A 20,313-nucleotide genomic window follows, 5' to 3' on the forward strand; every position below is an offset into this window, starting at 1 on the left:
GATCGGCAGTTCGAAATCGCAGACTCGAAATGCTGATGCTGTAGAGAACCATCTCAACTTTTGCATGATGGCGACAACGCTGACATGGGTTTATGCGGCTCGACTGCAAAAGGCGCCCGATCGCAAATATAAAGTTCGCGGCCGTTCCGGATTTGCATTTTCAGATGTCCGAAGAATTATAGCCGAGGCCGCATTGAGTGAGGATTTTCAATCGATTTGCCCGTTACCGAGGCAAAAGACGCAAAAATCTTTTGTCAGAACACTGCTACGCATGGTCGCGTAGGGGAACCGGGATCGGCGATGTGATAATTTCCAGGAAACTTTAGAATTGATAGTATACGCCTACCTAACCCGGGAAGATAAGATTTTAAGCATAACGCTGCTGCAGGAAACAACCGTCACATCTGGACAGGCACTGACTCAAATATATTACGCGAGAAGATTACCCCGCATACGCAAACCCCAACATTTCATAGATATACAACACTATACAACAATACTTCGACAAAAAAGATATAAATACCAATCTTTACAGCTAGATCCCACCCTCAAAAAAAATAAACATTTTTGTGATAACAAATCAATTAAACGTCTTCAAGGCGATTCCACTTCACAAACAGGACAGTATAGATCTCAAAATAACAACAAAAGATTAGTAAGTAGCCAAAAAACAAGCTCCAAAACCAGCGCGATACACATATTCCGATTTTGTAATAAACGGCCATTACCAGGATACATATATTTCATAGATGTAATTTATATAAATATTGCCCCACCTTTTATTTCACTTCATCACATAGCTACTATCTGCCAAGTGATAATCTAACATTTTATAATAACGCCTTTTTTCTTCAACAATCGCAAATCGACTGCAAAACTCTGCATCTGCAGAATAAACTGGCATTAGCAATGCACACACATCTTATAAGATACAAGATGTAAAATATGTTTTTCGACACTAAATCAGCAAATTAAAAGAAATGACATCTAAAATAAACTCAACCTACCCACGTGATCTGACAGGCTACGGAGCAAAACCTCCACAGGCTCAGTGGCCATGCGGATCCCGATTGGCCATACAATTTGTACTCAACTATGAGGAAGGTGGAGAAAATTGCGTTCTACATGGGGATCCGGCATCAGAGACCTTTCTATCCGAAATGATAGGAGCCGCAGCATTCCATGGACGCAGACATATGAGCATGGAATCTCTATATGAATACGGCAGTCGCGTTGGCATATGGAGGCTACTGAAATTATTCGCTAAAAAAGAAATTCCCTTAACGATATTTGGCGTTGCCATGGCACTGGAACGAAATCCGGCAGTAGTAGATGCCTGTCTTGATGCAGGCCATGAAATATGCTCTCACGGATATCGCTGGATTGATTACGATCAGGTGCCCATTGATGTTGAACGGGAGCATATTGAAAAAGCAGTCGAAATACTCAACCGTTTAACAGGAGAACCACCACGTGGATGGTACACAGGACGCACTTCCGTCAACACCCGCAAACTGGTAGTTGAACACGGGGGTTTTCTCTATGACGCCGATGACTACAGCGATGATCTCCCCTTCTGGACTTCGGTCTCAGGAAAACCGCACTTGGTTGTTCCCTACACCCTGGATGTAAACGACATGCGATTTGCCGCTCCCCAGGGCTTTAACTGCGGCGACCAGTATTTCAGCTATCTAAAAGACACTTTCGACACCCTTTATGAAGAGAGCCTAGAGATTCCCAGAATGATGTCCGTTGGCATGCACTGTCGTCTCGTTGGCAAACCTGGACGTATTAAAGCCCTGGAACGCTTCCTGGATTATACACTGTCCCACCAGGACGTCTGGTTCTGCAGAAGAATTGATATAGCCCGACACTGGCAGCTCACTCATCCACCTGATATTTCGGCATTACAGCCTTAACTTTCAACCCGATACAGCTAAACAACAACCCCTCAGGAGAAACACAATGCGTAAATTACTTGTAAAAACGGCTGGAATAGCAGCCATATCCATGGCAATGGCTTGCCAGACGGCAACTGCCAATGAAGCTCTAAAAATTGGTTTTGTTGGCGTCACCTCAGGCCCGGCAGCAGCATGGGGAACGTCCAATGTTCGTTCCATGCAGACCCGCGCTGACTGGCTCAACGAACAGGGTGGCGTCACCATTGGTGATACCACATATGACATTGAAATCATCACCTTTGACGACCAGAAAGACCCCAAGCGAGCCATAGCAGGTATGGAAAAAATGGCCCAGGAAGGCATCCACTACGTCGTCGGGCCCAATGTGGATGATGGTGCTGCTGCGGTGAGGCCGGTTGCTGAAAAGAATGATATTATCTACTTTCCGTATGCCTTTCCCAAATCGCTCTACACCCCACCGGCATCCAATGCTGTCCTGGGTATGATCGCCAATTATCAGTCAGGCCCGGCTATCTATACATACCTGAAGGAAAACAAAGGCGTTAAAACAGTTGCCTTTGTGGCTGCCAATGAATCTGATCCTCTCTCGCAACGAGACGGTGGAGTAGCTGCTGCTGAAGCTCTAGGCCTTAAAGTAGTTTCGAGCAATATCACCTATCAGGTTGATACTACAGATTTTACTCCAGTTATAACTCCTGCGATCAAAAAGCGACCAGACCTTCTGGTGCTCAGCGGCGTCGCTCCGGCAAACGCACCTCAGTTGATCCGATCAGCAAGAGAACTGGGATACCAGGGCATCATTTCAACAGAGACAGCGCAGGATGCCCAGGTATTACAGGAGGGTGCAGGAAACCTGGCCAATGGCTTTATTTCCGTTGGAGGTGCTTCCACTCCTGAAATCGCCTCTGACACCATGCGTGAGTTTGTGAAACGCTACACAGAAAAATTCGGCGAATACAATGATGAATCCAACACCAAGGTCTATGCCCTGGAATATATCATTGAAACACTGAAAGCCAATCCCAATGCATTGACAAATGTGGAAGAATTCAAAAAGACCATTGAAACTTTTGAAGTTCCAAATCCATACATGAAAGGCGACGCATCCCTCAAGTATGTAGGTACCACTTCATTTACCCAAAAACGGCAACTCATGGTGCCATTGGTGGTCAATGTGTACCAAGATGGAAAGTTTGAGACTCTCTTTATTGCAGAGGTTGACTAAAGACTTCGTTTGCCGCCTTATATAGCATACAGACGTGCCGTCTCTCCGGCAACAGAGAGGCGGGACGCCTGTGTGAGCTTTAAGGCCCACGGCTTTACACAGTGGACACAATATAATGGAACAGATTCTTGTCAATGGCGCATATCTTGGGGCGCAGTATGCCCTGATTGCCCTGGGGCTCACCCTGATCTTTGCGCTCATGAATGTATTGAACTTTGCCCATGGCCAGATGTATGTATTGGGAGGCTTTGTTACCTACACCATTTATGGCCAGTTGGGCATGCCCTATGCTCTCGCCCTGCTGGTTACTGCAGTATCGCTGGCTGTGGTGGGAGCAGTGGTCGAACGTTTTCTTTTTCGCCCGGTTATCCGCCGTTCACAACGTGATGAAAGCACCATGCTGCTGGCAGCAGGACTCGGTTTTTTCCTGGATGCTGTCATCCTTCTGCTCTTTGGCGAAAAGCAGCGCGGCGTACCCAAACTGATAGACGGGGTTTTTAACTGGGATTTCAGAGTAATCATGCCTCACGATCGTATTCTCATAGGCTGTCTGGCTGTTGGCTGCATCGTTCTCTTCATTCTGTTCATGCATTTCAGCAAAACAGGACGGGCTCTACGCGCTTTGGCCCAGGACAGAGACGCTGCTCAGCTCATGGGTGTGGATGTGGACAGATACAGCATGACCGGCTTTGCACTTGGTGCCATGCTTGCGGGTATTGTCGGCGGTTTGCTGGTTACCATAACCGGGGTGAATCTTGGTATGGGAGGTCCGACTTCAACCAAAGCCTTTATGATGGTGATGATAGGCGGAGCCGGTGTTATTCCTGGAGCTATTGTTGGTGGAGTAATACTTGGATTCATGGAATCCATCCTGCTTTCTGCCCTGGCCAGTTATGGAGATGTGACCTATCTGCTGATTTTTGTCTCCCTGATGATTTTTCTCGCCATCCGGCCCAACGGTCTGATGGGCAAACCCTGGGGTTGAGCGCCATGAACACAAAACAGATTTTCTCCAGCCTGCTCTTTCTACTCTCAATCCTTGTGCTTATCCCCTGGTTCATTGCAACCAGTGGACGCTGGGATCTGTATTATACCCTCACCTCGGTGGCCCTGCTTGCCATTGCGAGCGCCGGGGTCTGGCTCACCTTCTATATCGGCCGCATCAATATCGGCCAGGGAGCGTTTGCCCTGCTCGGCGGGTATATAACCGCTATTCTGATTACCAAAGCACATTTTTCCTTTTGGATAGCCTTGCCCCTGTCAGGGATTGGCGCAGCATTGATCAGCGTCTTGATCGGCCTGCCCATTCTTCGTCTTCGCGGGGTCTATTTTGCCATGATCACCCTGGTTCTGACTGAAGTTGGCCGACTGAGCGCTCTGGCCCTGCCCATAACCAATGGCGCCAAAGGCATATCCAATATTCCGCTTCCAGGCAAGGTATCGCTTTTTGGAATTCCTATCATTCCGGATTTTGCGACCTTGGAGAATCCACGCATCGGTTTTTATTTTCTGGCGGTATGCCTGATGATTCTCTGTTTTGCCGTCGTATTCCGCCTGGTACATTCACGGCTTGGTCATTTATGCCGTTCCATGCAGCAGAACGAAGAACTGACGGCATCCATCGGGGTGAATATAGCGTATATCAGAATCATTATTTATGCGCTGTGTTCTTTCATGGGTGGTATTGGCGGTTCAATTTTTGCGGTAATGTCGCAATCGATCTACCCTTCGAGTTTCCAGGTGGCAGATTCCATCAACTTCATGCTTAACTGCTTTCTTGGCGGACTTGGTTATGTATTTGGCCCCATGCTGGGAACAGTGGTGCTTTACTTTGGCTGGGACCTGCTGTTTCAGACGGGGAAATACCAGATGTTGATCTACTCGTCACTCCTTATTCTCTGCATGCTGATCCTGCCTAACGGCCTGCTCAGTCTGAGGCTGCCTGGGAGGAAAAACTCATGACACCACCCATCTTACAGGTGCGCAACCTGACTAAAAAATTTGGTGGGCTCACCGCCAATAACGATATCAGCTTTGATGTGGCTCCAGGTGAGATACTCTCTGTTATCGGGCCCAACGGAGCCGGCAAATCAACCCTGTTCAAACTGATCAGTTCGTTTCTGCGAACAACCAGCGGAGAAGTACTCTTTGCCGGAGAACGGGTCTCTAACCTGGCCCCTCATATTGTTGCCCGCAAAGGTATTGTCCGCACTTTTCAGGAAACCACCATCTTTAAAAACATGACAGTGCGGGAAAGCGTTATTGTTGCCCACCATATCCGGTCAAAAGCCAATCTGCTTGGGTATTTCTTCAGATCAGCCAATGCGCATCAGGATGAACAGACATTTGGCCGTTCAGCTGACGATATCCTTGATTTTCTTGGACTTGCACCCCTTGCCAATGAAATTGCGTGCAATCTGCCGCAAGGGCATCTGCGTGCGCTGGGAATAGCCATAGGCCTTGCCTGTGATCCCAAAGTATTGCTTTTGGACGAGCCCTTTGCAGGCATGAACCACGACGAAACCATGCAGATGGTGGAGCTTGTCCGCGGAGTGCGCGACCGGGGAGTTACAGTTTTGCTGGTAGAACATGACATGGCTGCTGTCATGCGTATCTCTGATCGCATCGTGGTCCTCAATTTTGGCGAAAAAATAGCTGAAGGCACTCCTGCTGAAATTCAGGACAACGAACAGGTAATAGAGGCTTACCTAGGCAGGGAAGAAGATTTAGTGGGGTTATATACATGTTAAAAATAGAAAACGTAGAACTGTATTACGACCATGTCTATGCCTTGAAAAAGGTGTCCCTGCATCTCGAAGAAGGCGAAACAGTGGCACTGATCGGCGCCAATGGTGCCGGAAAAAGTTCCATATTACGATCCATTACAGGATTGAGCAAAATCAAGCACGGCTCCATATCCTTTCAGGGGCAGGAAATACACCATCGTCGGCCAGCTGATATAGTCAAAAGTGGAATCATCATGGTGCCTGAAGGCCGTCGCGTGTTTCCGTACATGTCTGTACGGGATAACCTTCTGATGGGCGCTTTCAGCCGCACTGACAAGGCAGAAATACGTCAGTCTCTGGAACAGGTGCTCACAAGGTTTCCCATCCTGAAAGAGCGCTACGGACAATCTGCAGGGACCCTGAGCGGAGGGGAGCAGCAGATGATGGTTATTGGCCGCGCTCTCATGGCCAAACCAAAGCTTCTCTTATTGGATGAACCATCCCTTGGCATTGCACCTAAATTGGTCGCTGACATTGCCAGGGCCATTGTCCAGATCAATAAGGAAGAAAAAGTTTCAGTGCTTCTGGTAGAACAAAACTCCAGAATGGCTCTGCGTATCTCACACAGGGCATATGCCCTTACCACCGGGGCCGTTGCAATTCATGGCAAATCCTCAGATCTGCTGGAGGATGAGCGGGTACAGGCTGCCTACCTTGGAGGAGAACTATGAGCTCCATACATCTCTGCCTCATCAACCCCAACAGCACGGCAAGCATGACTGAAAAGTGCGGCCTGGCTGCCAACCGTGTCGTTGGCCCGGGTACCCAGGTTAAAGCAGTCAATCCCACTGACAGTCCGGCTTCCATCCAGGGATATTATGATGTGGCCATGGCCACGGGTCCCATGCTGGAGATCATTCAGCATGATCAGGTTTCAGACGCCTTTATCATTGCCTGTTTTGATGACACGGGGCTCGATGCTGCCCGTTGCCTGACCTCCAAGCCGGTTATCGGCATAGGAGAAGCCGCCTTTCACATGGCCTCTCTGATCAGCTGCCGCTTTTCTGTTGTCACGACGCTCAGGCGTTCTGTTCCCGGCATAGAAGGCAACCTTCAGAAATACGGACTGGCAGAACGTTGTGCAGGTGTCAGGGCTAGCGATATCCCTGTCCTGGATCTGGAAAATCAAGATGCTTCTACTGTAGCAAGGCTGGACGAAATGATCGCAACAGCCATAAACGAGGATCACGCAGAAGCCATTGTGCTGGGTTGCGCAGGCATGGTTGACATGGTTCATGATCTGGAACACAAACACGGTCTCCCCTTTGTCGATGGCGTCACTTCTGCCGTAACACTGGCTGAAGCAATGGTACGCTGTGGCCTGTACACTTCAAAAATCGGTGGATACGCGCCAGTCAGCGCCCACACTTGACCAGTAGAAAACCATAACAATCTCTTTATATTAATCAGTTACCAATGAAAACGACACGGGAAATCCCTGCCTTCACATCTTTCCTTTCTGATGCCATGCTGGAGTATCTCCTTCAGCAGACCTGTCCTGTTGACGGAGTACCTGGACTCAGCCAGATTGGCAGTATATCCGGTCTGGAAACAGTGGAAAGTTTACGTTTTGCCTGCTCCCTCTACCATACATTCAAAGAAGAGCTGGCGATCATTTTAGAGCAACGTTCAGCTGATCGCGACTTTATCGATGCCCAGACCAAACACTGTGCAAAACAGAACCAGCAACAGAATATTTCGGTCGCCGATCCAAACTATCAGACTGTTATCGGGCAAACCGATCACACCGGACGAACTGTTGTCGGCCCGTTAACCGAGGGGTATTTTCGGGCCACCGGTGAATCTGTTGCTGAAATTCCAGACTGGCTGCAGCCTCCCCATGTTACTCTGTTTGGACCACCGAATTCTGCCAGAATGGCCATTAATGCTATGAACACCTGGCATAGAAAAATGGCCAATGAACCTGCCATAGTCACTGAACTGGTAAATCGATGCACGACATTACCCAAGTGGGGCGCAGATGATGAAGATTCAAAAACACCGCTGCGAAATGACCTGATGAACGGCAGCAGCAATCTGGCTCAATGCTTCAAAGGTGATATCAGTTTTACAGATAATGGAAAAAACTACCAACTGGCAGCAGGCAATCTGGCTCTGCCAATTAAACGCATACCGGGAATCGCAATCCCCTGCCCGTTCCTGTTTGCAGATAACAATCCATTGCCCCTTCACATCTACGATTTTGCCCTGCACCTTTATCGCCTCTGGGACAATCCACAGGCGCTGACTTTTTATATTCCAAAACTGGAAAACGAAGAAGAAGCAACCTATCTGGCAAAACTGGTATGCTGTGCTGAACAAATGATTTCTGAGCTTCACCCCGAGTACTCCCCTGGAACCATACGGTTGCTGATCGTGTTGGAAAATCCTCGGGCAATTTTTCGCACAAACGAGATCATGGATGCCCTTTACCCCTATTTTGCAGGCGCATCACTGGGCTGGCATGATTTTCTGGCATCAACGGCAAGACTCTTTAAAGAAGACCCTCAGTATAGAATACCTGTGAAAAGCGACCCGGAAATTGTCATCAAGCATATCAAGGCCAGTCACGAACTCCTGGCAAGGGTCGTCGGCCCTAGGGGAGGAATCAAAATAGGTGGAATGTACGGTGTGCTTCCCATGGACAACGACCCGACAAGTGGTTCGTTTCAAGTGACTATAAAAGGCTATTTTCGAGATGTCATTACCCAGTTCCGTCGTGGACTTGACGGTTTCTGGGTCGCGCATCCCGATTTTGTCCGTATCGGTATAGCATTGGTACAGGCATGGCAGGCATATAGTCAGGGTTCCCAGGAATCCCTCAGGCAGCTTATAAATGGAGTGTTAGCTGCGCCTCATAACCAGGAAGTGTTGGATTTCCTTGAACTGCCGGATGTTGAAAGCCTGGACTACGATGACCCACGTTTTCCCAGAGCACTTATTGCAGCTGACCTGGCAGAATCCGCAACCATAGCCAACAACGATGAACAGGAAGTAAGATATAACATTTTCCAGTCACTCCAATACCTAGCTGACTGGCTTGCAGGTAATGGCTGTGTTGCCCTGCCAGCTTCTCTTGAGGGAGAGCAGGTGCGCGTTATGGATGATCTGGCAACAGCGGAACGTTCACGATGGGAAGTATGGCATGAAGTATATCACGGTAGAGTCGAACGGCATCATCTGCTGAAGATCGCTTTGCAGGAATACGATCGGATCAGGCTTTCTCCTTCAGACTCCAGGCCACAGGTGCAGGTTCAGTGGGATAAACGAACTGCCAGGTGGTATCCGGTTGCTCTCAGACTCATGCTGCTTATGATGACCCAGTCAATTCCGGTCGAATTCGCATCAGAGCTTTTACTCCCTTTTACGGTTGACGCTGTTCGTCAGGCAGAAGATCCCTGGGAATTCGTGCAACAGATAGACCCCGAAAAGTACACCCTGGAACCGGATTTTGAACAACAGGTAGCAATATTTTTACACGCAATCTGATATTATTATTCATACAAGCATTGGAGATTTACCATGGGCTATCCACAAGGATTACTTAAAACCCGCGCTGTTATTCGTCCTGGCGAATACGCTGTGATTCCTCCTGAAGGACGTGTCAACAACGTTATTCCCTGCATTTCAAACTGTCAGATGTCCATTATAGCATCACCAAAGCTCGGGGCCAGCTTTGTTCAGTACATTGGCACAGCCATGCCAGGAGGAGGAACCAGCAGTCCCTTTGCAGCTGAAGATGGTATAGAAAGTTTTATCTATCTGCTTGATGAACACGGAATACTCCAGATAACCATTGATGGTGAGCCGCATACACTCACTCCCGGAGGATATGCATATGCTCCCCCCCAGTCAGATCTGCAGTTCAGCAATCCAGGTGATAAACCGGTCCGTTTTCTGCTGTACAAACAGCGCTATATTCCCTGGGACACACTGCAGCCGCATACAGTGACAGGCAACACCAATGACATCCAGGAACAGGAATATGATGAGATGGCGAATGTCTTTCTCAAAGACTTACTGCCAACGGATATCAGCTTTGACATGAATATGCATATACTTTCCTTTGATCCCACTGGCTGTCACCCCTTTGTGGAGACGCATGTACAGGAACATGGAGCTTATGTTTTGGAGGGGGAAGGCATCTATCTGCTTGGAGAGGAATGGATCCAGATACAAAAAGAAGATTTCATTTTCTTTGGCCCCTATGTACAGCAGGCTGTCTATACCACAGGAAGAGGAAGACTGACCTATATCTATTCAAAGGACTGCAACCGTGACGTTACACTCTGAGATGTTTACTCTTTCATGGTATTATTGCGATGAATTCGTCAATCACGATTAATAGTGAACGCCTGCAACAACGACTGGAAGCAATGGCCGGTATTGGCTGCACACAGGACGGAGGAGTTTCCCGCCTTGCCCTCAGCGACGCAGATGCCGAAGGGCGCAGAATCCTTGCCCAATGGTTCGAAGAACAGGGATGTTCCACTCATATTGATCCCATGGGAAATATGTTTTTCACTTTTGCAGGCAAAGATTCCACATTACCTCCGCTTTTAACAGGTTCCCATAATGACACCCAGCCGAACGGTGGACGCTTTGACGGAACACTGGGGATACTCGCCGGGCTGGAAATAATTTCCACCCTGCGGGACCACGGTATCACGCTACAGCGTGATCTGATCATAGTCAACTGGACCAACGAGGAAGGTTCCCGGTTCAGTCCGGGTTGCACTGGTTCCGGAGTTTGGGCAGGGCAGCTTGACCGTAAAAGCATGTATACTCTTTGTGATCAATCCGGAAAAAAACTGCACCAGGAGCTGCAACGTACAGGATTTCTGGGAAACCAGGAATTTACCAGAAAAAAACTTCATGCAGCTGTAGAATTGCACATAGAGCAAGGCCCGGTTCTGGACAGGGAAGGCATAGCCATCGGCATTCCCGAAGGGATAGTCTCACCTCGCTGGTATACTGTCCAGCTTACAGGTGAGACAAATCACGCAGGCTCTACTCCCATGAAGGGCCGCAAAGATGCTCTTTATGCTTTTGCGCGCATGTGCAGCGCCATCCACGATGTTGCCGCTGATGCTGACACGGTCGTAGCGACGGTTGGCCATATCCAGGTAACTCCCAACTCGCTCAATGTGATCCCGGGAAAAGTGGAGTTCACTATGGATATTCGCGGTTGGGATGTTGCCAACACAGACAGTGTCTGTACTGGAATTGAAAAGAGACTCAACGAACTTGCGGAGGAAACCGGCTGCAGCATCAAAATCAAACGTTTTTGGGAAGAAGCCCGGGTTGACTTCAACCCACAGCTCCTCAGCTCCATTGAACAAGTCTGTCAGGAACGTAATCTGAGCTGCAAACGCATGTATTCAGGCGCCAACCACGATATGATATATGTCAGCAAACTCGGTCCAGGTGCCATGATCTTTGTCCCCAGTACTGACGGTAAAAGCCACTGCCCGCAGGAAAACACCAGGTATGAGGATTGTGCCGCGGGGGTGAACGTACTATTACATACTCTACTGAAAATACAGGAATAATCAGCATATTGAGCCCCAAGGACCGAAAATCCGAGTTCCTGGGGCATCAGCTGTCTTCAAAGCTACCATGGCAGAAAAAAGAACAACCAATCGTCCCCGTCCCAATTTGGGTGAAATAGCGTATCTGGAAATCAAGGAAATGATCCTCACCGGTGAGCTGGAGCAAGGGCAGCGTATAGTGCTTGACGACCTCTCCCAAAAACTGAACCTCAGTGTCACTCCCATCCGTGATGCCTTGCACAAACTCGGCCAGGAGGATCTCGTAACCATTCGCCCACGGACAAGTCATACCGTGGTACATATTGACAAGAAAGATGCAGACGACATTCTTGATCTTCGTCTCATGCTTGAAGTCTACGCCCTTCAGGGGGCGGGAGAACGTCTTGCGGATTTTCCTGTAGAAAAATATAGAAAACTGTTCGCAAAGCCAGCTGTAAGTCAAAAAAACAAGGACTTTGTTCGCGTTGACCGTCAGTTTCACAACGATATCCTGGCTCTGAGTCCTAACCAGCGCTTGCCTCGTCTATATGGATATTTGCAGAACCTGATACAGGTTATTTCAGTACGTGCTTTAAAAGTTCAGGGACGAATCAGCGCAGCAAACCAGGAACACCTTGCACTGCTCAATGCCATAGAAAAACAGGACGTCTCCGCTGCCATCGACGAATTAAATCGCCACTTCAACGAAATGCGCTCAGCCCTGTTCCAGGCCTGACTCATCCGCATGTTACCGGACATCTGCAGTAGTGTACTACGGCTTCATGTCCTGTGCCTCGCATCTACTGAAAATATGCTTGTGAGAAATCCGGACTAATGCCTGTCCATAAATGAGGATGCGAGAAACCAGACTCCGAAAAAGCTATTTTAGGGCAGGCACGAACCAGACAAGCAAAACATTTACTTCCAGAATCCATTTTGCCATTGTACGGCAAGCAGTGCACCGGTTTGCAGATTACGCTTCATCCCTTCATTCTCAATGCCTGGGATATCGGCAACAGGAGAATCTTTCATAAAATGAACTGCTGTTTTTACAGTGCAGGGACCTTTCACAAGTTTTCGCATGTCATCAGGAGTACGAAAATATGCATGTGAAAACAGCGAGTGCCCCTCCCGCCCCTCTTTTTCACGCCGTACCGCCCAGGGACTCAGTTTATTCAGGGTGGTCACCACTAGACATCCGCCCTTCTTTGTGACCCTCTGTAATTCCTGCAGAGGAATGCTAATATCTTCCACAAATTCAATAGCTGTCATGGAAAAAGCCCGGTCAAACGTCTGGTCTGCAAAAGGCAGTGCACACATATTGCTACACGCAGCATTGAAATCTCTTCCACCCCGATCTCTGGCTTTAGCCAGCATGGCAAAGGAAAGATCAATGCCTGTAACTCTTGAGCCAAGGCCCAGGACATCCTGGGTAAAGATGCCTGTTCCGCATCCGACATCAAGAATATGCTCTCCAGCCTGCGGATTCAGCAGTCTTAAAAGCAGGTCTGCCTCATATTTCCGGACAAACACACCGCCTGGAGTTTCAAACCATTGATCGTATTGTTCAGTCCAAGAATCAAACAATGCTTCTTTCACCTCATCCTCCTTGTTAATATGACATAGCTTTGATCTACATTTCCATCTTTTGTTACAACAAACTGCCTATTATCCCTGAAGGCATGCGGGCACTCTGATATCAATTCTTTCTGCCAGTGACACTATTTAGAGTGGCTACCCAACCTTAAGGCGATCCGAAACAAACATTTTTGTAGCTATACGAGAGCTGTGAATTACAAACTTGAAATCAACAGCTCCGCTGAAATTTGGTTACCTGCTCAAAAACATCTTACCATGAGGCATGGTTATCACATTCATTATTACCTGTTATTATAGACCGTTACCATTTCATGCCAACATCTATACGCCCAGATCCTTTCCCAGGTTGTCTGCCTGGCACCCCTTTTGCTTTTCTTATCAGGGGAATGGGAACCGATGTTTACCGTAAAAAATTGATCTACCAACCGACTTCTCGTCATGATACATGCTTCGCTTTTAGATTCTTTGTGGGTAATAGTTGCAGCAACGCTTGTATTTCTTATGCAACCAGGCTTCATGTGCCTCGAATCGGGGCTGACCCGATCCAAAAATTCCATCAATGTCGCAGTGAAAAACCTCACTGATTTTATCATTTCTGTTCTTTCATTCTGGCTCTTCGGCTACGGCCTGATGTTCGGAATGACAGATGGAGGATTTATCGGAAAATCGGCGTATATGCCGGATTTCCATGCGGTGGATATTTCGGCAACATTCTTCTTTTTTCAGGCAATGTTCTGTGGGACGGCAACAACCATTTTTTCAGGAGCTGTTGCAGAACGTATGAAATTTTCCTCATACATGGTCATTGTTGTCATCCTTTCAACTTTTATCTATCCGGTCTTCGGCCACTGGGCATGGAATGGGATTGATGCCGGCACCCCAGCCGGTTGGCTCGGCAAGTCTGGATTCGTAGATTTCGCAGGTTCCACTGTGGTTCACAGCGTTGGCGGTTGGCTGGCTCTTGCCATACTGCTGATCATCGGTCCTCGAACAGGTCGATTTGATAACAAACAGGTCTTTTTTGGTTTCAACGGTTCCAATTTACCTCTTTCCGTTCTGGGAACCTGTCTGCTTTGGATAGGATGGCTCGGTTTCAATGGTGGAAGCACACTGACGATGAACGAACATGTGCCCCTGATCATCGTTTATACCATACTTGCAGGTGCTGCAGGTGCGTTAAGCTGCCTTTTTACAGGTTATTTCATCACAAGATTACCCCGAGTCAACTTTCTGATTAACGGGTCCCTGGGCGGTTTAGTCGCCATTACAGCATGCTGCCACTGTGTTACGGCACAGAGTGCGGTCCTTATCGGGCTGGTTGCAGGTATCATATGTTTATTCGTCGAACTCGGACTCATAAGTCTCAAGATTGATGATGCTGTGGGTGCTGTACCTGTCCATCTTGGTTGTGGAATATGGGGTACCCTTTGCGTCGCACTTTTTGGAGACACGCAGATCCTGGGAACCGGGCTTTCTTTTGGCGGTCAGCTTATCGCCCAGATTGAAGGCATTCTGGCCGCCTTTTTCATGGGATTTGTGATACCGTATTTCCTTATCAGACTCATTAACAGGCATTTTCCCCTCAGGGTATCCCTGGAAGATGAACATAATGGGCTGAATTTTTCTGAACACGGAGCAACGACCGAACTGGTGGATCTGTGTATGGCAATGGATCGTCAGGTGCAGTCAAGTGACCTTTGCACACGAATGCCGGTGGAACCTTTTACAGAGATCGGGATCATAGCCCAACGGCATAACCAGATAATGGATGCCCTTGAAGACGCCCTTTCACACACCGAAGCAGTTGTTTCCCTGGCCAAAGATGCAATCATAACCTTTGTCAATGACACCCTGGAAATAATCAATGTCAACCCCAGTGGAAGAATGATGTTCGGCTTTGCAGATTGTGGTCCGCTATCTGGGGTTAAACTCTCTGATCTTTTTTCACCTGAAGAGTATAAGACAATACAACAGCACCTGTATCAAGGAAAAACAGTAGAAACCATGGGGCGTAAACAAGGGGGTACGTTTTTTCCCATGCAGGCAGTTATCACAGAGGCCGGCAAGGGCAACACCCAGTTTTATATCGGTACATTCAGAGATATCACTGACCTGAAGGACCGGGAGCTATCCCTGCGCCAATCTGAAATGCGTTATCGAGAACTCTTTGAAAACATCGGTGTAGCAACGATAATGGTTGACGCAGATGGTAGCCTCAACATGGTGAACAAGGAAGCTGAGCTCCTGTTTGGATACGATAAAAAGAAAATGGAACAGGAAATGGACTTACAGGACCTGCTTCCCATACCTGAAAAAAATAGAATACTTCACTATCATGAACTCCGTAAAAGGCATGAAACAATGGTTGCCAACGCCTATGAGTGCAATATTCTACAGAGTTCCGGAACAATAATCCCAGCCTATTTCAATGTTTCCACGATTGCAGATACGCAAAAAACAGTTGTCACAATTGTCGACCTGACAAACCTTCGTGAAGCTGAAGAATCTCTCAATAAACAAAAAGCCTACTTTAGAGAGTTGTTTGACGGCTCCTCACAGGCAATCGTTGCTTTGGATGACAAACAGCATATTGTAAAGGTCAACCAAAGCTTCGAAAAGATGTTTGGATATATGGAAACTGAGGTAAAGAACCATTCGCTGCACAATTTCATTATCCCACCCTCTCATATTGATGAATTAAAAGCCATCAGTAAGGCAATTCTAAAAGGAGAGATTATACAAAAAGAAACGATCCGTATGCATAAGGACGGTCGCCATATTCCCGTGTCCATACTGGGATTTGCCGTTAAAGTAAAGGATACCGTTGAAGGATTTTTCCTTATTTATGAAGATATCACCGAAAGGAAAGAATTTGAGAATCAATTATACAGACAAGCCTTCTATGATGGATTGACGGACATACCAAACCGCATTCTTTTCATGGAACGAATGGAAAGGGCTGTGGAACGCAGCAAGCGCAATCAGGACTATTCTTATGCTGTCATGCTTTTGGATCTCGACCGGTTCAAATGGGTGAATGACTGCCTGGGACATCTCACAGGTGACGAACTGTTACGGCAGGTTGCCAGGCGGTTTCTTTCCTGTATACGAAGCGGTGATACAGTAGCAAGATTGGGAGGAGACGAATTTGCAGTCCTTATCGAAGATTACAGCAACCCCTCCAAAGTGCTGGAAATAGCAGAACGACTGCAGAAAGAAGCTCAATATCCTTTTATTATCGGCAAACAGGAAGTTCGGGTCAGCGCCAGCATAGGCATCGTGTTAACTACAAACAAATATCATTCCTCTGAAGCGATTTTACGGGATGCCGATATTGCGATGTATCGAGCCAAGGAACGGGGAAAGGCCAGGTACCAGGTTTTTAACCGCAGCCTTCATGATATGGTTTCCAAAGCAATGCAATTGGAAAATGAGTTACGTGAAGCCATACACAACAAAGAACTCATCCTTTACTATCAACCGATTGTTGCCATACAAGACAGAAGTATCCAAGGATTTGAAGCACTTATCAGGTGGAACCATCCTCAAAGAGGGCTTGTTTCTCCCGATATCTTCATTCCCATTGCTGAAGAAACCGGCATGATACTTGAATTGGGTGAGTGGGTTGTACGAGAGGCTTGTTCCCAGATGAAAACCTGGCAAAGAAGCATGCAAGAAGCGAGTAAAATGACCATAAACGTAAATCTCTCAGCCAAACAATTTCTTCAAAAAGAACTTGTCACAACAATACGTACTATATTGGCAGAAACCGGGCTTAAAGCAACTGATTTAAAAATCGAAATCACTGAAAGCATAATAATGGAAGGCGGAGAGCAAACCATCGGTAAACTCAATGATTTGCGAGAGATAGGGACAAATCTTGCCATTGACGACTTTGGGACCGGCTACTCATCCCTCAGTTCACTCCATCAATTTCCCATTACAGACCTGAAAATCGACCGTTCTTTCATAAGCAACCTTGAAAACAATGAAGAGGCGACTGAAATAGTCAAAACTATTGTTTCTCTGGCCCGCACCCTGCGTCTAAACCTGATTGCCGAAGGGGTTGAAACAGAAAGCCAGTTTTCCATTTTAAAAAAGCTGGACTGCGATAAGGTACAGGGCTTCCTTTTTTCAAAACCCCTTCCAGTTGACCAGGTAGCCCCCTTTTTATTGAGTTATAGAACACTATAGCCCCTTGCACCGGGAAAAGTTTATCTCACAGACAGGCTTTATCAATGGCCAACATATGATTTGAGTCTCCAGAGTATTTTTCTTATCAGCGAGAAGACATATCTCTATTATGTGATATAATCACATATCATAAGCGACAAGAGACACCTTAGAATTACTCAGGAACAGTAATTGCTTATGCCTGGGCAGAGCCATTGCGTGCCTTCACGGTGTAAAACGAAACAATTCTATACGACCTTTCCTTATATTGAGGTTCATATAATGCAATACGAGCAGATGCTTCTTGATTCAGCCCTGGGAACTTCCCTGATTACCACGGATACAGAGGGGCTGATTACAGGCTTCAGCCGTGGTGCTGAACTCATGCTTGGTTATTGTGCATCTGAACTTGTCGGACGTGCAACACCTCTTCTTTTTCACGATAAAGACGAAGTACTGCAACGAAACAAAAAACTGGAACAAAATATAGATATACCGGGTCAGGGTTTTAAGGTTTTTGCAGAACAAGTGGAAGCCGGCCAGGTCAACGAACAGGAATGGACCTATAAAAGAAAAGACGGGTCAAGACTCATTGTTTCTCTCACTTTAAGTCAGCTGCGTGATGATTCAGGCAAACACCATGGATATCTTGGGGTGGCTGTAGACATTACAGAAAGAAAACTCATGGAGCAGGCGCTGGTTCAAGAGAAACATTTTTTCGATCAGTTGATCAAAAGCCTGCCAGGTATATTTTATCTCTACGATAGTAATTTGCACCTGAGACGTTGGAATAAGAACCATGAAACCTTGTTGGGTTATACTGGTAAAGAAATTGAAGGTAAATACCTTGGTGCCTGGCATGCAAATAAGGAAGAAAGAAGTCTGGCGGTCACAGCATCCAAGGGGATCATAGAAGAAGGTATTGAGATTGACGCTGTGGAAAGCACCCTGCTTCATAAAAACGGCAAAGAGATTCCTTTTCTTTTAACAGGGGTGAGGGTTGATTCGCCCGATGGACCAATGCTGGCAGGTGTTGGCATTGACCTCACAGAACACAAACAGCTTGAGGAACAACTCTTCCAATCACAAAAAATGGAATCTATAGGCTTGCTTGCAGGAGGTATTGCCCATGATTTCAACAACATTTTAACTGCAATCATTGGCAATATTGATTTGGCAAAAAAAATTGCAGGCCAAGCCACGCCCCTGGCAAAATATATTGACAATACCAAACGTGCTGCAGAAAGTGCCGCTCAATTGACCAGGCAACTGCTGGCCTTTTCACGAAAAGAAGTCATTGCACCAAGACCTTTGGATTTAAATATCGTCTTTGACGAATTGGAGGGAATGCTCAACCGTCTTCTCGGTGAAGACATAACTCTTCGCATAGAAAAACAACCCAATTTATGGATGGTGCTGATTGATCCAGGTCAATTTGACCAGATAATACTGAACCTTGCAGTAAATGCCAGAGATGCCATGATAAATGGTGGTAACCTGGTTATGGAAACCAGGAACTGTATTATTGATAAGGTGTCTGCGGTCGCTCATCCAGACCTGGCACCAGGTGAATATGTGACACTCACGGTTTCCGATGATGGCGTTGGAATGACCAAGGAAACAGTGTCCCATGTATTTGAACCGTTTTTCACCACAAAGGCTATGGGGAGAGGAACAGGCCTGGGGTTAGCAACGGTATTCGGTGCTGTAAAACAGAATCATGGCTATATTACCCTGTCTTCTGAGCCAGGCAAAGGAACTACATTTATGATGTATTTTCCACGGGTGGACGAGACAACACCAGTTGGAGTACCCCTTACCACCCGTAAAAAATCCCATGGCACAGGAGAGAGTATTATCCTGGCAGAGGATGATGAGGGAATTCGTACTGTCAGCACAGAAATACTCACAGATCTCGGTTATCGCGTAATAGCCTGCGCTGATGGTGAAAGTGCATTGGATGCTTCCATTGCATCGGGTTCTGTAGACCTGCTAGTCACAGATCTGATTATGCAGGGGATGAATGGCAAAGAGCTTGCTGCAAGAATGCAGGCAATACACAAAAATATGAAAATACTGTTTTTTTCCGGCTATACCGCAGATATTTTAGGCAGACACGGTATGCTTGACCCTGATATCCATTTTCTTGCCAAGCCTTTCACTTTGGACCAATTGACTCGCAAAGTCCGGGAAGTTCTTGATTGTTAAGAGTATTTGATGATCAATTCACAAAACTGAACGCAACCGGAATGCGTAGCTTGGCCTGAACAGGGGGAGCAGGATACGGCTGGATATCATTTATCGTTGCCACGACCTTGGAATCAAGAATCGTGTAGCCGGAACTGGATTCAACCTTCACCTGCTCTACCTTACCGTCCGTCTTAATGATAAACGAGACCACCATCTGCCCGGACCAACGCATTTTCTTGGCAACAGCAGGAAAAACTAAATGGTCAAGTATGCGTTGACGGATATGCTCAAAATGCCTGCCCAGATACCGTTGCTCTGCAATTTTTGCCGCTTTGCCCTGATTGTCATCATTTTGCCTGCCTCCCTCTTTTGATGACTCTACCGGGATAACTTGAGATGCTGATTGCGCAATCACAGTATCTTGTCTACCAGCATCAGGATTATTCGAAGAAATTACAGGATCATACAATTTCTTTGCAGTCAGGTTTGAGACAATGTTTTCCTGCTCTGATCGCTGAGTAACAGATGTCTTTGAAACTTTTGTTTTTACCGCGCCTGCAACAATTCTTTGCAAAGGTGCCATTCTCTCTTTATCAGCAGAGGGTGCACGTTCAGCCGCCCCATAGGGCTGGGCAACCGTCTTCTCAGTAACCATCTCCTTTTCATGTTGAGGCTCAGGGGCCGATACATGAGGTGTACTCTTACCGGCCTTGTCTTCAGACACTGCATGCACAGGTGACGCAGCCATGTCTGTGCCGGCGGTCTGAAGCGTCAACAGGACAACACTGCTACCAGGTTGAACAAGCGTAACAACAGGATCTGCCAACAAGGCACCCACAATTCCCACATGCAACCCAAGGGAAAGGAGTACGGCCTTTTTCTTCATT

The 20,313-nt window shown here is 47.1% G+C and carries 15 protein-coding genes and 1 pseudogene; 14 read left to right on the forward strand and 2 right to left on the reverse strand.

Features of this window, described 5'->3' with window-relative positions:
• The 12 genes and pseudogenes from G493_RS34065 to G493_RS0119020 form a co-directional block, all read left to right on the forward strand.
• Positions 1-283 (forward strand): annotated as a pseudogene (locus G493_RS34065) (IS701 family transposase); the annotation flags it as partial.
• Between the two features lie 697 nt (positions 284-980).
• Positions 981-1,919: an allantoinase PuuE gene (puuE, locus tag G493_RS0118970; RefSeq protein ID WP_232363797.1), complete on the forward strand. Its 939-nt coding sequence runs from the start codon at positions 981-983 to the stop codon at positions 1,917-1,919.
• 91 nt (positions 1,920-2,010) lie between these two features.
• A complete protein-coding gene (locus G493_RS0118975) occupies positions 2,011-3,147 on the forward strand; it encodes an ABC transporter substrate-binding protein (RefSeq protein ID WP_408608816.1) in 1,137 nt (378 codons plus the stop codon).
• 115 nt (positions 3,148-3,262) lie between these two features.
• Positions 3,263-4,132, forward strand: a complete 870-nt coding sequence (locus G493_RS0118980) for a branched-chain amino acid ABC transporter permease (protein ID WP_028581674.1) — start codon at positions 3,263-3,265, stop codon at positions 4,130-4,132.
• Between the two features lie 5 nt (positions 4,133-4,137).
• Positions 4,138-5,109 carry a branched-chain amino acid ABC transporter permease gene (locus G493_RS0118985; protein WP_028581675.1) on the forward strand — a complete coding sequence of 324 codons (972 nt, stop codon included), beginning with the start codon at positions 4,138-4,140 and terminating at the stop codon, positions 5,107-5,109.
• The gene (locus G493_RS0118990) at positions 5,106-5,897 is read left to right on the forward strand and encodes an ABC transporter ATP-binding protein (protein ID WP_028581676.1); all 792 of its coding nucleotides are present in this window, start codon (positions 5,106-5,108) and stop codon (positions 5,895-5,897) included. The genes G493_RS0118985 and G493_RS0118990 overlap by 4 nt, the downstream gene beginning before the upstream one ends.
• Positions 5,891-6,604, forward strand: coding sequence for an ABC transporter ATP-binding protein (locus G493_RS0118995; RefSeq protein WP_028581677.1), 714 nt, complete (start codon positions 5,891-5,893; stop codon positions 6,602-6,604). The genes G493_RS0118990 and G493_RS0118995 overlap by 7 nt, the downstream gene beginning before the upstream one ends.
• Positions 6,601-7,305, forward strand: a complete 705-nt coding sequence (locus tag G493_RS30130) for an aspartate/glutamate racemase family protein (protein WP_205623719.1) — start codon at positions 6,601-6,603, stop codon at positions 7,303-7,305. The genes G493_RS0118995 and G493_RS30130 overlap by 4 nt, the downstream gene beginning before the upstream one ends.
• A gap of 44 nt (positions 7,306-7,349) precedes the next feature.
• Positions 7,350-9,422: an aldolase/citrate lyase/malate synthase family protein gene (locus G493_RS0119005; protein WP_028581678.1), complete on the forward strand. Its 2,073-nt coding sequence runs from the start codon at positions 7,350-7,352 to the stop codon at positions 9,420-9,422.
• 33 nt (positions 9,423-9,455) lie between these two features.
• The gene (gene allE, locus G493_RS0119010) at positions 9,456-10,226 is read left to right on the forward strand and encodes a (S)-ureidoglycine aminohydrolase (RefSeq protein ID WP_028581679.1); all 771 of its coding nucleotides are present in this window, start codon (positions 9,456-9,458) and stop codon (positions 10,224-10,226) included.
• A 29-nt stretch (positions 10,227-10,255) separates the two neighbouring features.
• Positions 10,256-11,485 (forward strand): M20 family metallo-hydrolase, encoded by a 1,230-nt coding sequence (locus tag G493_RS0119015; protein ID WP_051309572.1) that lies wholly within the window; start codon positions 10,256-10,258, stop codon positions 11,483-11,485.
• Between the two features lie 67 nt (positions 11,486-11,552).
• Positions 11,553-12,200, forward strand: coding sequence for a GntR family transcriptional regulator (locus G493_RS0119020; protein WP_028581681.1), 648 nt, complete (start codon positions 11,553-11,555; stop codon positions 12,198-12,200).
• Positions 12,201-12,382: 182 nt separating this feature from the next.
• Here G493_RS0119020 and G493_RS0119025 read toward each other — a convergent pair whose 3' ends face one another.
• Positions 12,383-13,063 carry a class I SAM-dependent methyltransferase gene (locus G493_RS0119025; RefSeq protein ID WP_051309574.1) on the reverse strand — a complete coding sequence of 227 codons (681 nt, stop codon included), beginning with the start codon at positions 13,061-13,063 and terminating at the stop codon, positions 12,383-12,385.
• 438 nt (positions 13,064-13,501) lie between these two features.
• Between G493_RS0119025 and amt the strand changes: the two genes are divergently transcribed.
• Together amt and G493_RS30140 are read left to right on the forward strand one after the other, a co-directional pair.
• The gene (gene amt / locus G493_RS30135; RefSeq protein WP_051309576.1) at positions 13,502-17,257 is read left to right on the forward strand and encodes an ammonium transporter; all 3,756 of its coding nucleotides are present in this window, start codon (positions 13,502-13,504) and stop codon (positions 17,255-17,257) included.
• Positions 17,258-17,518: 261 nt separating this feature from the next.
• Positions 17,519-19,444, forward strand: coding sequence for a hybrid sensor histidine kinase/response regulator (locus G493_RS30140; protein ID WP_051309578.1), 1,926 nt, complete (start codon positions 17,519-17,521; stop codon positions 19,442-19,444).
• 13 nt (positions 19,445-19,457) lie between these two features.
• Here G493_RS30140 and G493_RS32495 read toward each other — a convergent pair whose 3' ends face one another.
• On the reverse strand, positions 19,458-20,312 hold the full coding sequence (locus G493_RS32495; RefSeq protein WP_051309580.1) for an energy transducer TonB: 855 nt from the start codon (positions 20,310-20,312) through the stop codon (positions 19,458-19,460).
• Position 20,313: the final 1 nt, after the last annotated feature.

It is taken from the genome of Desulfogranum japonicum DSM 18378 (assembly GCF_000429945.1).
GTDB classification, from domain to species: domain Bacteria; phylum Desulfobacterota; class Desulfobulbia; order Desulfobulbales; family Desulfobulbaceae; genus Desulfogranum; species Desulfogranum japonicum.